This is a genomic window from Treponema putidum (assembly GCF_024401155.1).
Classification (GTDB): domain Bacteria; phylum Spirochaetota; class Spirochaetia; order Treponematales; family Treponemataceae; genus Treponema_B; species Treponema_B putidum.
This window is the reverse complement of record NZ_CP038804.1, coordinates 511,422-525,560: the sequence shown is the minus strand read 5'-3', so window position 1 is coordinate 525,560 and position 14,139 is coordinate 511,422. Positions and strand designations below refer to the sequence as shown.

The following is a 14,139-nucleotide window of genomic DNA, read 5'->3' as shown; positions in this document are numbered from 1 at the left end:
CATATCCTATTTTTTATTTGAATTTGTATAGAAGGGCGTATTTGCATCACATAGAAGCAAGGCTTTTAATTCATCATCCAATTTCATAATTGTAATCGACAGTCCAGCCATTTCCATTGAAGTTGCAAATTCTCCTATGTGCGGGCTTATTACTTTTACACCAAGGCCGTTTAAAATATTAAATAGATCCCGATATACAATAAATAACTCTTCAAGAGGAGTAGCACCAAGACCGTTAATCATTACTGCAACTTCATCGTTTTTCGAAAAAGAAATTTCGGTTGCAATTTTATCAAAAATCATTTTTGCAACCTCGGCTGAAGTTTTTAGTTTTGAAACCTCTATACCTACTTCTCCGTGAATTCCCATTCCTATTTCCATTTCATCGTCTTCGATTGAAAAAGTCGGTTTGCCGACTTCAGGAACTATACATGGAGATAAAGCCACTCCCATCGTGCGTATGTTATCAAGAGCCTTTTCCGTAACTGAAACAAGTTTTTCAAGATCATAACCTCTTTGAGCTGCAGCTCCTGCAATTTTGTAAGCAAAAACCATTCCCGCAACTCCCCGGCGCTTATCCTTAGCATCAATCGGTGATGAGGCAATATCATCCATTACTCTTATTTCTTTGACCTGTATACCATCCATTTCAGCCATCGACATTGCCATTTCAAAATTAAGTTTATCTCCACCGTAATTTCCATACAGACATAATACACCTTTGCCGAAATTGCAGGCTTTAATCATCTCATACATTTTATTGGCTGAAGGAGAAGCAAAAACATTACCTACAGCACATCCGTCAAGCATTCCATCACCTACATAGCCTAGAAAGACAGGAAGATGGCCGCTGCCTCCCGCAGTAACAATACCGACCTTATTGTCCTTTTTTGTTTTATTAAGAATAACCCGCTTATCCCCATTTAACGACATTATTTTATCTGGATAGGCGTATAAAATTCCTTCTACCGTTTCATCTACAAATTCTTCAGGTCTATTTAATATTTTTTTCATAGGAGCTCCTTAATCATCAATTCTGGTAAATTTACCGTTTTTAATAAACATAGGAACAAGAGATCTTACAGCATCACCTAATTCATTCATATCATAAGGTCCGGATAAGGCATTATATCCTTTCATATTAGCTAAGGTTTCTCTTACAACCACAGGGTCGTCACTGCCGGCCATATCTACCGCTGTTGCCAGCTGCTTAACGACATCATAAGTTTGCATTACAAAAGCATCACCCTGTTTTCCTGTTCTCTTTGTATACTCTCCAATTACACGTATAAATTCAGGCGTATTTATATCGGGAGAATATGCATTCATTATAAAAGAGCCTTCAACTATATCTCCGGCCAGGTCTATCAGTTCTTGTTTTAGTGTAGAACTTGAGAGAATCATTTGAACATTAAAATCCAAATTTTTTGCCTGCCTTACTATATTTGCAGAATCTTGATAATAGGCTACAGGAAAGAAAGCTTCAGGATTTGTTGTTTTTGCTTTAGATATCATCGGAGTAAAGTCGGATGTCTGATTAGGTATATAAGTTTGAAGATCGGTTATTTTTCCGCCAAGTTTTACAAATTCGTTGGTAAATATTTTTGCAATATTATTTCCCCAGTCATCATTTACATTAAGAATGGCGACGCTTTTAATTCCAAGCTTTTTATAAACATAGTCTGCATACTGTGTGGTCTCAATTTGTTGCGTAGGCGTATTTCTAAACATAAATTTACCCAATGATGAAAAATCCGCATGTGATGAAGTGGGCGAATAATTGATAATTTTTGCTTTCTCGTATATGGGAGCGGCAGCCATTGAAGGTGTAGAACCGAAGCCTCCTACTACGGCAAGATATTTTTTTTCTGCAACAATCTTATTTGCAATATTAACCGCTTCTTTTGCATCATTTTTATCATCATAAAAATCTACAATAATTTTCCTTCCGCCGAGAACTCCATTCCCTGCATCATTGATATCCTTTAAAGCAAGCTCCACAGCAATTTTTTCCGTATCACCGTATTGCTTTGCATCTCCGGTTAAAGGACCGTACCAAGCAAAATAGATAGGTTTATTTGCCTTGTCTTCAGTTGTTTTTGCTTCATCCTTTCCTGTACAAGAATTTAATATCAATATAACACTTAATAAACTTAAAATATATATCCTTATTTTTTTCATTTTTCCGTCTCCTTTATTTTTTCAAATAATAATTCACATACGCAGTGACCTTGTGCTATTGTTTTTCCAAGTGTAAATCTCAAATTAGGAAAACAATCGCCTATAGCCTTGTCGCCTTCCATTGTTATGTCGCATAACTCAGCAAGTTCATCATCACAGTAACCTTGTTTTGTCCACTCTTCAACATAAGGACAATAGTTAAAATGAATCAAAAACATATCTTCCGTTTTTTTTACGACTTCCATTTCATAAATATCAAAGTGTGGCTGTGAAGCAAAAACCTCAAGAAACTCATCAATAGTAAAATCTTTTTTTAAAGACTTTTTCATGTTTGCTGCAATATCTTGCCCATACTTATAGATTGCATCTCTTGCAAATTGTTTATCAAGCCCGCGTTCAGCTGCGCATTTTATCATATTACTGATAGTAGCAGCTCTTCTTTGACATATATTACGTTGTCCATCCAAAGCCGGACTGCTTTTCCGTTTTATATTTGTTATAACCACTATATGCCTCCTAAATATAATTTATGCACTTCTTCATTGTTTAATAATTCTTCACTTTTACCCTCCAATCTTATTTTTCCGGTTTCAAGTACATAGCCCCTATCGGAAATAGATAAAGCCATTTTTGCGTTTTGCTCGACTAATAAAACCGTAATCCCTTCATCCCGAATTTTCCTAATCATTTTAAATATTTCTTTAACAATTATAGGAGCAAGACCCAGTGAAGGCTCATCAAGAATCAATATCTTAGGTGATGCCATCAAAGCTCTTCCAATTGCAAGCATTTGCTGTTCACCCCCGGACAAAGTTCCGCCAGCTTGCCAACTACGTTCCTTCAAAATAGGAAACAGTTCAAAAACATTGTTTTTTCCTTTCTCTAATTCAGCTCTAGTTCTAAAATAACCTCCTAGCTCAAGATTTTCTATTACTGACATTCGAGGAAATATTTGTCGCCCCTCTGGTGACAAAGAGATCCCTTTCTTTACAAGTTCATACGACTCTAACTTTGTAACATCCTCACCATTGAATAAAACCGTACCGGATGCCGGTTTTATCAGCCCTGCTAAGCTGTTTAAAGTTGTACTTTTTCCGGCACCATTTGAACCTATTATAGTTACAATTTCACCTTGATTAATATTAAAATTAATTCCACGGATTGCTTTTATTTCTCCGTAACTGACATGTAAATCTTTAACTTCTAAAAGCACTAAACATCCTCCTCTCCAAGGTATGCATTAATAACGGCTTTATCCTTAACTATTTCTTCAGGAGAGTCTTCCGCTATTTTTAGCCCATGGTTTATAACATAAACACTGTCACTAAGAGTCATAACTAACTTCATATCATGTTCAATCAGCATTATAGCCATATCTTTTGATTTTAAACTTTGTATAAATTCAGTCAACTCTATTGTTTCTTGTTCATTCATACCTGCAGCAGGCTCATCAAGCATAAGGAGTTTAGGATTTGATGCCAAAGCCCGTGCAATCTCCAATTTACGCTGTAAACCATAGGGCAAAGAATCGGGCATTTCATACCTAAGATGAATCAGCCCTACTCTATCCAAAAGACTCAAAGCCTTGTTTTTATTCTTTTGTTCTTCAACTTTGTGTTTTTTAGTTTTAAATAAAGCAGAGAATATATCTTCATTTTCTCTGTTATGGCAGCCTACCATTACGTTATCCAATATTGTCATATTCTTAAATAAACGTATATTTTGGAATGTACGTACAATTCCTTTTTCATTTATTTTATGAGGTTTCAAATTCGTTATATCTTCACCGCAAAAATGAATACTTCCCAGTGTAGGTTTATATATACCTGATATTAAATTGAAAAGAGTAGTTTTCCCCGCTCCATTAGGGCCTATAATTCCTTGAATCTTTCCAAGATATACAGACATGTTTATATTATCAACAGCCGTAATACCGCCAAAGCGTTTGGTTACATCCGTTATTTTAAGAATTGGATTCGACATTTAAGTCCTCCTTTTCCATATTTGCTATAGACCGTATTCGTTCAAAATTTATCTTCCCCATAACACCTGAGGGCTTAAATATAACAATCAACACCAATATAAGGCCATATATAATTTGCCGGTAATCGGATAAAAATCTGAGGGCTTCAGGTAAAATCGTCAATGCCAGGGCTCCTAAAATACTTCCGGGTAAACTTCCTAATCCTCCAAATATTGCCATCGATAAAATTAAAATTGATTGTTCAAAGTTAAAAGCATTAGGATCAATGAAACTCATATAATGAGCGTAATAGGCCCCGGCCATACCCGCGATACCCGCCGAAATGGAAAATATAATAACGGTATATTTATATACATTTACTCCAATGGCTCCGGCAGCTAAATCGTCATCTTTTATTGCGCGTACGGCACGCCCATGTTTTGAATTTAAAATTGAATTAATTATATATAAGGCAAATATTAAAAGAACAAGCCCAACATAGTACTTAAATCTGTATGAGTCAAACTCTTTTCCAAAAATTAATATACCCGGTATCCTTGAAATTCCCTGGGGGCCTCTGGTCATCTCCATCCAGTTAAGCTCTATCATTCGCATGATTTCAGAAAAACCTAAAGTTACAATTGCAAAATATCGGCCGCGTATGCGCAATGTCGGGAGAGCCAGCATTGCTCCAAAAATAGCAGCAAATAAAGAGGCTGCTATACATCCGATAATAAAATCAACTTGAAAACGCGTTCCCAGTATTGCAGCAACATAAGCCCCCAAGCCGAAGAAAGCCGCTTGTCCCAAAAGCGTAAATCCTACATAACCCGTAACTAAATTAAGAGATAAGGTCAATATTGAATATATAAAGAACATTATTGCTATTCCAAGATAGTAATTATTGTCAACAAAAATCGGAAAAAATATTGCCAGAACAGCAAGTATAATTAAAACAAATATCTGATTTTTAGCGATTTTTTTAATCATTTTATCTAAAATAATCGATTTTTTTATCATACAGTCCTCCTATACCTTATCTACACTTTTTTTGCCCATTAAACCTGATGGCCGAATAAGAAGAACCAATATCAATATCACGAATGCAACAATATCTCTATATCCTGAACTTATATAAGCGGCAAAAAGAGTTTCAAGCAAACCTATCAATAATCCTCCTATAGCCGCTCCCGGAAGAGAGCCCATTCCGCCAAGAACTGCTGCAGCAAATGACTTTAATCCTACAGATGCCCCCATTAAGGTATCTACTCTTTGATAATACATTGCAACCATCAAACCTGAAATACCGGCAACTGTAGTTCCTATAAAAAATGTAAGGGTTATAACTCTATTTATATTTATTCCCATAAGTCTTGCAGCAACTTGATTTTGAGAAATTGCCCGCATTGACTTTCCTAAGCGTGTACGCGTAACAATAAAAGTTAATACAAGCATTATAATTAAAGTCATAATCAATATGAGAACCTGTATCCATTGAACAACAGTTCCGCCATAAATAGTGAATTTGCCCAGCTTTAATAAATCAGGAAAGTATAATGGAACTGTGCCGAAAATTAAAAGAACGGAGTTATTGATTATAGTCTGAACACCGACAGTACTTATTAAAGATGAAATAGGAGCACCTTTTTTTATTCTTATAGGCTCCAAAGCAATTTTATCCATAAGAGCACCTAAAGAGGCTGTTATAATTATGGAGGTTAAAAATGTTATAATTAGAGCAATAGGAACCGATATATTCATAAAAAATTTTAACAAAATAAATTGACCTATATATGCGGCTAACATATAAAAAGAGCTATGAGCAAAATTAGTCAGCTCCAACACACCGTACACCATATTAAAGCCTATTGTAACCAATGCATATGTACTTCCTATAACCAAACCATTAATTAGTTGCTGCAATAACATCAGTACCTCCATTCAAATCATTTTTAATTACTGATATATCACTGATATATTTATATTGTAAATCAGAATTTTCCGGTTGTCAACAAAAAAATACAAAAAAAATGTTTTTATTTATTTTTTTTGTTTATACCTCTTACAATTTATAAGCTAAAATAATATAATGAAAAATAATTGTTCTAATACCCTAAATTATGTTATACTGTAGTATACATATTTTAAATTTATAAAACTTTAAGGAAAAAAAACTTGTATAATAAAATTTACTATGACAACCGATAAATTGACAACGAAAAAAAAATCCTTAAAGCAGGATGCTTATATAAAGATATACGACCTCGTAACTGACAATACAATCAAATCCGGAGACATAATAAATCTCTCGGATCTTGAAAAATATTTAAAAATAAGCAGAGCTCCAATAAGAGATGCTTTAATAGAACTTTGTAGTGAAAATGTTTTTAAGAGCATCCCCCGCTATGGATATGAACTAATAACGCTCAAACAAGAAGATTTGACAGAAATGCTGAATTACCGATTAGTACTGGAATGCGGTTTTTTAGAAAAAAACTGGAAAGAAGTAGCTAACTGTGATCCTTCCATACTGGACAACTTACTGGAACATACAAGAAAACTAAGCAACACAAATGCAGTAAGTGAATGGCAAAACAATTCAGTATTTCATATAGGCTTATTCAAATTGCATAATAATTCTCATGCTTTACTCAGTTTAGAGCGTACAATGAAAAAAATGACCCGTTTTTTTATTCAAAATTATTGGGGTAAATGGGAAGAAATTCCAAAAAAAGCTTTTAGCTCACACCACGAAAGCATAATTTATGCTATAAAGGAGAATAACAAAGTAAAAGCCTTAAAACACTTGAACTCGGATATAGGAGGCTTTAAAAGGTAAAACCATGGGATTAAAAGAAGCACGCGAACATTTAAAACTATTTTCATTGGAAGACAGGATTATCGAATTCGATAAGTCAAGTGCAACTGTAGACCTTGCAGCTGCAGCACTTGGATGCAAACCCGAATTCATCGTAAAAACCTTAGCGTTTATGGTAAAAGAAACCCCTGTACTCGTTCTTCTTGCAGGATCAGCCCGTATAGATAATGCAAAATTCAGGCAAACATTTCACTGCAAAACAAAGATGATGAATGAAGAGCAGCTTTTCAACTTCATAGGCCATCCTGCAGGCGGAGTCTGTCCTTTCGGGCTTAAAACTCAAGTTTCCGTCTACATAGATGAATCCATACGGCCATTGGATTGGGTCTATCCAGCTGTAGGAACCGAAAATACTGCTGTCCGCATGAATGTTCAAGAACTGGAAAAGGCATCACAGGCGGTAAAATGGGTAAACGTGAGCAAATAATCTAAAATATTACTCCGATACGTGTATCTAAATGCTATATAAGTTGTATATATTAAGAAGCAGGAAAATAAATGAAAAAGAAAATAGCGGCAATACTTATTATTATCTTAGCATTAGGCTTTACTCTTATAGGAATACATCGAGGTGAAGTTGCTGTAGTCCTCAAAAAGGCCGTAAATATATGTATGGAGTGTATAGGAATTGGCTAAGCAAAACAAACAAAAAACACTGAATAAAAAACGTCATGCAATTCAAGCATTAGGAATGTTGGCATTAAATGGAAATCTTATAGGCTTTTTAAGGGGGCAAATCTATAAGGGCCCTATGAAAAAAGTCTGTATGCCTGTTTTAAACTGCTATTCATGCCCGGGAGCTTTGTTCGGATGTCCTATCGGCTCAATACAGGCAACCATTGGAAGCAAAAAATTTAATTTTGCTTTTTATGTAGTAGGCCTATTGTCGCTATTCGCAATAGCCGCAGGAAGATTTTTTTGCGGCTACCTTTGTCCCTTCGGACTTTTCCAAGACTTATTGGATAAGATTCCATTAAAAAAAATTAAGGTTCCGCAAAAAGTAAACAAGGTTTTAAAAAACTTAAAATACTTTATCCTTGTATTTTTTGTCTTTGTTCTCCCCTTTGCCTTGCAGGACAAATACGGAATGAGCGATCCTTACTTTTGCAAATATATTTGCCCGTCAGGTATCCTATTCGGAGCAATTCCGCTTATATCCATAAACCGAGCTCTCACCTCCTCTTTAGGAGCCTTATTCGGCCTAAAATTTACGATTTTAACAATCATTACGATGCTTTCAATGATTTTTTATAGGCCATTTTGCCGCTATTTATGCCCCCTCGGTGCCTTTTTAGGAATGTTCAATCCTATAAGTCTGTACCGCTTAAAAATAAACGACAAGTGCATAAAATGCAGAAAATGCGAAAGAACCTGTAAGCTGGATATTCCGACATATAAGAAACCCAACAGCCCCGAATGTATAAGATGTGGGGAATGTATCAAGGCCTGTCCCGTAAAAGCCATAGAACACAGCTTTCTTTTTACGGAAAACAATAAACTGCAAGCTAAAGCCGAAAGATAGTTTTTTTTAGAATGTATATGTTTAATAATCACAAATATGTCACAAATATGTCACAAATATTGAAAAACATCCTCTACTGTGGTATAATAAAACTATAAGGAGGTGCAAATGAGGAAAAGTTTTGATGATTTAACCATCGCGGACGATTATATGTTTTGCAAAATTATGCAAGATGAAGAAACATGCAAAACCTTCCTTGAAATGACTCTAGCCGATAAAATAGGTAAAATCACATATCTTTCATCTCAAAATGCAATAACTACAACCTCGGAAGCTAAGTCAATATGCCTTGATATTCTGGTAAAAGATGAAACCGGTAAATCCTATGATATTGAAATGCAGGCAGTAAATGAGCATAATCTCGCAAAAAGAATGCGTTACTATCAGGCGGCAATTGATGTTTTGTTTTTAGATAAAGGCGAACACTACAGCAATTTGAATGATAGCTACATAATCTTTCTATGTCTTTTCGATTCTATTGGAAAAGATATGCCCATTTATACCTTTGAAAATATCTGTCTTGAAGACAGGCAAACGCTCTTAAATGAAGGCACAAAAAAGATTATAATAAATGCAAATGCCTTTACAAAGGCAAAAGATAAAAATTTAAGAGGTTTTTTAGAATATGTAAAAACCGGCAAAATTACAACAGAATTTACAGGGAGGATAGAAAAGATGATAGAAAAATTAAAAAACAATGAACAAGCGAGAAGCGAATACCGCTTTATTTCAGGTTTTGAAATGGATGCCCGTTATTATGGCAGACAAGAAGGAATTAAAGAAGGATTAGAAGAAGGAATAAAAGAAGGCAGGCTAGTAGGAATACAAGAAGGTATAGCCAAAGGTTTTGCTGATGGGGCTCACCAAAATAAACTTGAAACGGCAAAAAACTTGCTTGATATAGGTTTATCGGTAGAAAATATTATAAAAGCCACAGGCCTAAGCCGAGCAGAAATTGAAAATCTCTAATTCAGCTTCTAATCTTTAGAGTACAGGAATGTTTTTCGATTGGATAATTTCCGGTTGAAAAAATTTCTATAATCAATTTTCTCAATACCCTTGATTCTTAAATAATGACTAAGTATATTGATTTATAAATTTATAATTATTTTAAACTATAGGAGTTTACAAATGAAGAAGTTACATTTTTATGTACTAATCACAATCTTTGCAGGTATTTTTTTTGCTTCATGTTCAAAAACCGAAGCACAAAGAAATGCAGAAGCAGAAAAATCTTTAACTGCAAGTGAAGAGGCAGCCGAATCGGAATCGACAATTTTAAGCGGCAGCCAAAACCGTCTTACATTTTCAACAAAGGATATTGACGGAAACACGGTTACCAGTGAAATATTTAAAAAATACGATGTTACATTGGTAAATATCTGGGGCACATTTTGCGGTCCCTGCAAAATGGAATTACCCCATTTAGAAGCAGCTTACAAAGCCTATTCCGGTAAAAAAGTAAACGTTATCGCCATTACTGCCGATCTTCCTGAAAACGATGCCGAAACTCTGGCCTTGGCCAAAGAAATATGGAAGGATGCAGGCTGCTCCTTTAAGGCACTTGTAACCGTTGACAGCTTTTTGCCCATGTACGAGAAGATTGCAGGCTTTCCTACAAGTTTTATGGTAGACAAAAACGGAAAACTTATCCCCGGCACCCTTCACCTGGGAAGTTTAAACAAGGCAGGTTTTGAAAAACTTTTTGATACAGCCTTAAAAGCCGTAGGTTCAAAGTAAATTATGCCTTTAACAGTCGCCGGAGCAGGCCCCGGAAATATAGAACTTTTAACCCAAGAGGTTATACATATAATCAAAGAGGCGGATATAGTTGCAGGCTTTGAACGTATAGCTTCCGATGTTAAACCGATAAGGAATGACGTAAAAACTCTAAATGGAATCTCAGGAATTCTTGACCTTCCTATAGAGATAAAAAAAGTTTTAGTCCTTGCCTCCGGAGACCCCTGTTTTTTTGGAATTACCGAGTTTATCAAAAAGAAAAATATAAAAATAGAAAAAATAATAACAGGCATTTCTTCAATGCAGTATTTTATGAGTAAGCTTCAAAAACCATGGCAGTCTATACCCTTTTATTCCTTTCACGGAAGAGAAATAGACTTTTCAGAAATAAAGCATAAGGATAGCTTTTTTATTCTTACCGATAAGACAAACAATCCCGATACAATCTCGGCAAGGCTAAAAAAAGAAAGCTTTAAAGGAAGGCTTTTTGTAGGCTACAATCTTTCGTACCCTGATGAATCGATTGAAGAATATAATATAGGCGATAAAATAACGGTAAAATCTTTTTTAAATACGGTGTTGGTTCAAAATGAAAAATATTAAAGATTCGGAATTTATCAGAGGCGAAGTGCCTATGACAAAATTCAATGTACGGAGCCTGTCTATCGCTCATCTTCAAATAGAAAAAGGCGATAAGTTTTTAGATATTGGTGGAGGCACAGGTTCCGTTTCGATTGAGGCCGCCTTGCAGGGAGCGGAAGTTTCAACAGTTGAATTTGATAAAACGGCATACACTCTCATAAAAGAAAACGCAAAAAAATTCGGAGTAAAAATAAATCTTATTTTAGGGAGAGCACCCGAAGCTCTTTTATCGGCCGAATATAAGGACTTAAATTTCGACAAGTGCTTTATCGGCGGAAGCGGCGGCGGGTTAAAAACCATATTTGAGTATCTGGAAGAGCATTTAAAAAAAGGCGGAATAATTTGTGCTAATTTTATTCTTATAAAAAATTTAAACGAATTTTTAAAACTTCTTGAAAAATACGGATATACCGAGATTGAAGCCGATCTTATTCAAACCGCCTCAATGGGAAAGGCAGGCCTTTTTAAGGGTGAAAATCCTATTTACATTGTAAGGGCTTGTAAAAACTAAACTTTCAAAAACTAAATCGAAATTAAAAAATTCTCTCGCGTAAAAACGCGCAAAAACCGGCTATAAAAAAAATTATTGGTACACTTTCTAAAACGAGAGAAAGAAGAGGAATGCGTCCGATAGTAAAAAAATTAGTATTTATAAAGCCGAAATATACAAGGGTATCGGTTAAAATCGAAATATACATCAAAAACACGCCGAGCACAAAAAGAATCATTGAAACTTTTTTTGTTTTGCTCCATACTATAATTCCAAAAAAAACGGCGGCGGCACCTAGAAACAGTTTTACAAACAATAAAATAGGATAACCTTCCGATAAAAATTTAAGCAAATCATTCATTATTTAACCCTTCATTCCGTAGTTGAGTTTTAAGGAAATTCTCAAGCTCGGTGTATATCCTTATTTTCGGCAATATCGACGGAATAGTAAAATAAGGAGACAAAAGAATATGAGAATCCAAGGCATCCTTAAAAAAAATCTCATATTTTTCTTCACTCAATTTTGGAAAAAGATAGCAGCCATCAATATTCCAAAACATGGAACATAAGTCTTTGATTCGCTTATAAGATTTTATGTTCTTTGCAAGCTGCTGTTTTTGCTTTTTTCCTCTAGCTGAATTTATCAATTCTGCATCCGAAAGCTCGCTTTCATATTCCCACAATTTAATAATTCTTATCAAATCAAAAAAAGCCCTAGCTAGTACTTCTTTTTCGGCTGCAGAAACAGCACAGGATAAAATAGGAAGAGCATCTTTAGAAACCGCAATTTTTATTGAAGTGCAAAACGGAGGATTAACAAAAAAAACTTTTTTTTTCTTTAGGTTTTCAGACGAGGGTAAAAAAGGTTTCCAAATATTTTCCATCATATAAGACTCAAAATCGGATTTCTTATCTTCCGTTTCCAAAAACGAAAGGGCATTGCTCCATTCCGAAAGGAGGTAAAAATGAGGGTGCTCGGGGAAAAGGGAATTTAAGGCCTTTTTAAGCCTGTAATCGCCTGAAGAAGGCAGGAAGGCATTTAAGCCCTTATCTATACTCTGTTTAAAAACTAAAGGAGCTTGATTTTCCCTTCTACCCAAAATTGACATTCCTCCGTCAAGGTACATATCCAAAAGTCTTACGCTTTTTTCGGTATAAAGATAAAAGCCCCGTGCTCTTTTTACATTCCCATATCGGTTTCTTACTTCATCATAAAAATTCATTATGTTCATTTTCGCAAAAAAAAGCTCTTTATACAAGAGGCTAGGGAAAAATCACTAGAAAGCCTTTTTAAAATCGAGCTCTCTAAAATCTGCCATGAGACATTTTATCCTCTTAACATTTTCCTTTTTTTTGATATAATTATCTTATGATAACACTTATAACCGGAGGATCAAGGAGCGGAAAATCGGCTTATGCCGAAAAACTTTTAGACAGCATAGATGATGTTGTTTATATAGCCACTGCCGAAATCTATGATTCTGAAATGCAGGAAAGAGTAAAAAAGCATATTAAAAGACGCAATCCAAAATGGCGCACCTATGAGGGATTTTTAAATTTAGAAAAGGCCGTCAAAGAAGAAAAATATTATTTACTTGACTGCATAACAAATTTAATTTCGAGAGTTCTTTTTCAAATAACAGAAAAAAAAGAAAAACCCTGCGAAGAAGATATTCAAAAAACAATCGAAACATCCTTAACTCAAATCAAAAATCTTATTTTAGAAATAAAAAAAATAAACGGCTCCTTAATTCTTGTAACCAATGAGGTCGGCTCTTCTATTGTACCTATGCATCCCGTGTCAAGAGCTTTTTCGGATATTCAAGGAATAGTAAATGCAAAAATTGCCGAACTCGCCGATGAGGTCATTCTCTGCGTTTGCGGTTTACCGATAAAAATAAAAGACGGAACATCAATATGAAAGGTTTTATTTTAGCTTTGCAGTTTTTTACACGTATTCCAATCAACATAAACATAGACTTTAACGAAAAAAATATTAAAAAAGCTTTTTATTTTTTACCTCTTATAGGAGGACTTATTGCCGGCATTGTTCTTATCCCCGTCTACTTTCTTCCGCAAAAATATCTTGAAATATCGGCATTCTTAAGTCTGCTCCTATATTTATTTTTAACAGGAAGTATACACCTTGACGGGGTCGGAGACACGATAGACGGTTTTTTTTCTGCAAGAAAAAAAGAAAAAATATTGGAAATTATGCAAGATCCGAGAATAGGAACCTATGGGACAATAGGGCTTAATGTCTTTTTGCTCCTTAGATACATAAATTATTCTACCATAATGCCTGATGCAGGGCTGCTTATAATAGCCGGAATAACTTCGAGGCTTGCAGGATTAGGCACGGTTGTGTTTTCAAAACCGGCAAAAGAAACAGGACTTGGCCTACTCTTCCATAAGTCGGCATCAAAGTTTAGTTTTTTCTTTTGGCTGCTCCTAGTATGCTTCTTATCTCTTTTTACGCCGGAGATAGCTGCTTTTTCAAAAATGCAAGGATCATTTGTTTTAACTGAGCGCATAAAATATTTGCTTTTTCCCTTAACCGTATTTATTCTAACATTTATCATAATAAGAATTTCATATAAAAAAATAGGCGGCACGACAGGTGATGTAAACGGTCTCATTGTAGAATTAACGGAACTTGCAGTTTTAAGCTCAAGTTTTTTTATTTCAAATTAAATCAAAAAAAACGGCGGACAATGCTCACA

General features: G+C 35.0%; 19 protein-coding genes. 10 read left to right on the top strand and 9 right to left on the bottom strand.

Going from position 1 to position 14,139, the window contains the following annotated elements:
- Positions 1-6 precede the first annotated feature (6 nt).
- The 7 genes from E4N74_RS02440 to E4N74_RS02410 are packed head-to-tail and all read right to left on the bottom strand — an operon-like array spanning position 7 to position 6,073.
- The gene (locus E4N74_RS02440) at positions 7-1,014 is read right to left on the bottom strand and encodes a dihydroxyacetone kinase subunit DhaK (RefSeq protein ID WP_255818722.1); all 1,008 of its coding nucleotides are present in this window, start codon (positions 1,012-1,014) and stop codon (positions 7-9) included.
- A gap of 9 nt (positions 1,015-1,023) precedes the next feature.
- Entirely contained in the window at positions 1,024-2,181 is a 1,158-nt protein-coding gene (locus tag E4N74_RS02435) for an ABC transporter substrate-binding protein (protein ID WP_255818720.1), read from the bottom strand.
- Positions 2,178-2,687, bottom strand: coding sequence for an L-2-amino-thiazoline-4-carboxylic acid hydrolase (locus tag E4N74_RS02430; protein ID WP_044978900.1), 510 nt, complete (start codon positions 2,685-2,687; stop codon positions 2,178-2,180). The genes E4N74_RS02435 and E4N74_RS02430 overlap by 4 nt, the downstream gene beginning before the upstream one ends.
- A complete protein-coding gene (locus tag E4N74_RS02425; RefSeq protein ID WP_044978899.1) occupies positions 2,687-3,394 on the bottom strand; it encodes an ABC transporter ATP-binding protein in 708 nt (235 codons plus the stop codon). Before E4N74_RS02425 ends, E4N74_RS02430 begins: the two co-directional genes overlap by 1 nt.
- On the bottom strand, positions 3,394-4,164 hold the full coding sequence (locus tag E4N74_RS02420; RefSeq protein ID WP_044978898.1) for an ABC transporter ATP-binding protein: 771 nt from the start codon (positions 4,162-4,164) through the stop codon (positions 3,394-3,396). Before E4N74_RS02420 ends, E4N74_RS02425 begins: the two co-directional genes overlap by 1 nt.
- On the bottom strand, positions 4,145-5,164 hold the full coding sequence (locus tag E4N74_RS02415; protein ID WP_255818718.1) for a branched-chain amino acid ABC transporter permease: 1,020 nt from the start codon (positions 5,162-5,164) through the stop codon (positions 4,145-4,147). The genes E4N74_RS02420 and E4N74_RS02415 overlap by 20 nt, the downstream gene beginning before the upstream one ends.
- Positions 5,165-5,173: 9 nt before the next feature.
- Complete coding sequence (locus tag E4N74_RS02410; protein ID WP_255818716.1) at positions 5,174-6,073, bottom strand: branched-chain amino acid ABC transporter permease; 900 nt, start codon at positions 6,071-6,073, stop codon at positions 5,174-5,176.
- Positions 6,074-6,338: 265 nt separating this feature from the next.
- Here E4N74_RS02410 and E4N74_RS02405 point away from each other — a divergent pair, with 265 nt between their 5' ends.
- The 8 genes from E4N74_RS02405 (at position 6,339) to cbiT (ending at position 11,437) form a co-directional block, all read left to right on the top strand.
- Positions 6,339-6,983, top strand: coding sequence for a GntR family transcriptional regulator (locus E4N74_RS02405; protein WP_255818715.1), 645 nt, complete (start codon positions 6,339-6,341; stop codon positions 6,981-6,983).
- 4 nt (positions 6,984-6,987) lie between these two features.
- A complete protein-coding gene (locus E4N74_RS02400) occupies positions 6,988-7,449 on the top strand; it encodes a YbaK/EbsC family protein (protein ID WP_255818714.1) in 462 nt (153 codons plus the stop codon).
- Between the two features lie 71 nt (positions 7,450-7,520).
- On the top strand, positions 7,521-7,658 hold the full coding sequence (locus E4N74_RS02395; protein WP_144242259.1) for a CD1871A family CXXC motif-containing protein: 138 nt from the start codon (positions 7,521-7,523) through the stop codon (positions 7,656-7,658).
- Entirely contained in the window at positions 7,651-8,544 is an 894-nt protein-coding gene (locus E4N74_RS02390; protein WP_170225363.1) for a 4Fe-4S binding protein, read from the top strand. Before E4N74_RS02395 ends, E4N74_RS02390 begins: the two co-directional genes overlap by 8 nt.
- 108 nt (positions 8,545-8,652) lie before the next feature.
- On the top strand, positions 8,653-9,513 hold the full coding sequence (locus E4N74_RS02385) for an Rpn family recombination-promoting nuclease/putative transposase (RefSeq protein ID WP_255818713.1): 861 nt from the start codon (positions 8,653-8,655) through the stop codon (positions 9,511-9,513).
- Positions 9,514-9,675: 162 nt separating this feature from the next.
- Positions 9,676-10,284: a TlpA family protein disulfide reductase gene (locus E4N74_RS02380; RefSeq protein ID WP_255806043.1), complete on the top strand. Its 609-nt coding sequence runs from the start codon at positions 9,676-9,678 to the stop codon at positions 10,282-10,284.
- Between the two features lie 3 nt (positions 10,285-10,287).
- A complete protein-coding gene (gene cbiE, locus E4N74_RS02375; RefSeq protein ID WP_044978891.1) occupies positions 10,288-10,887 on the top strand; it encodes a precorrin-6y C5,15-methyltransferase (decarboxylating) subunit CbiE in 600 nt (199 codons plus the stop codon).
- The gene (cbiT, locus tag E4N74_RS02370; protein WP_044978890.1) at positions 10,874-11,437 is read left to right on the top strand and encodes a precorrin-6Y C5,15-methyltransferase (decarboxylating) subunit CbiT; all 564 of its coding nucleotides are present in this window, start codon (positions 10,874-10,876) and stop codon (positions 11,435-11,437) included. The genes cbiE and cbiT overlap by 14 nt, the downstream gene beginning before the upstream one ends.
- Before the next feature lie 22 nt (positions 11,438-11,459).
- Here the strand turns inward: cbiT and E4N74_RS02365 are convergent, their stop codons facing one another.
- Both E4N74_RS02365 and E4N74_RS02360 read right to left on the bottom strand, forming a co-directional pair.
- Positions 11,460-11,777 (bottom strand): hypothetical protein, encoded by a 318-nt coding sequence (locus E4N74_RS02365; protein WP_145475146.1) that lies wholly within the window; start codon positions 11,775-11,777, stop codon positions 11,460-11,462.
- The gene (locus E4N74_RS02360) at positions 11,770-12,648 is read right to left on the bottom strand and encodes a hypothetical protein (RefSeq protein WP_255818712.1); all 879 of its coding nucleotides are present in this window, start codon (positions 12,646-12,648) and stop codon (positions 11,770-11,772) included. Before E4N74_RS02360 ends, E4N74_RS02365 begins: the two co-directional genes overlap by 8 nt.
- 137 nt (positions 12,649-12,785) lie before the next feature.
- On the opposite strand from E4N74_RS02360, the gene cobU reads away from it, so the two are divergent.
- A complete protein-coding gene (gene cobU, locus E4N74_RS02355) occupies positions 12,786-13,337 on the top strand; it encodes a bifunctional adenosylcobinamide kinase/adenosylcobinamide-phosphate guanylyltransferase (RefSeq protein WP_145475145.1) in 552 nt (183 codons plus the stop codon).
- Positions 13,334-14,110, top strand: coding sequence for an adenosylcobinamide-GDP ribazoletransferase (gene cobS / locus E4N74_RS02350; RefSeq protein WP_255818711.1), 777 nt, complete (start codon positions 13,334-13,336; stop codon positions 14,108-14,110). The genes cobU and cobS overlap by 4 nt, the downstream gene beginning before the upstream one ends.
- Positions 14,111-14,139 lie beyond the last annotated feature (29 nt).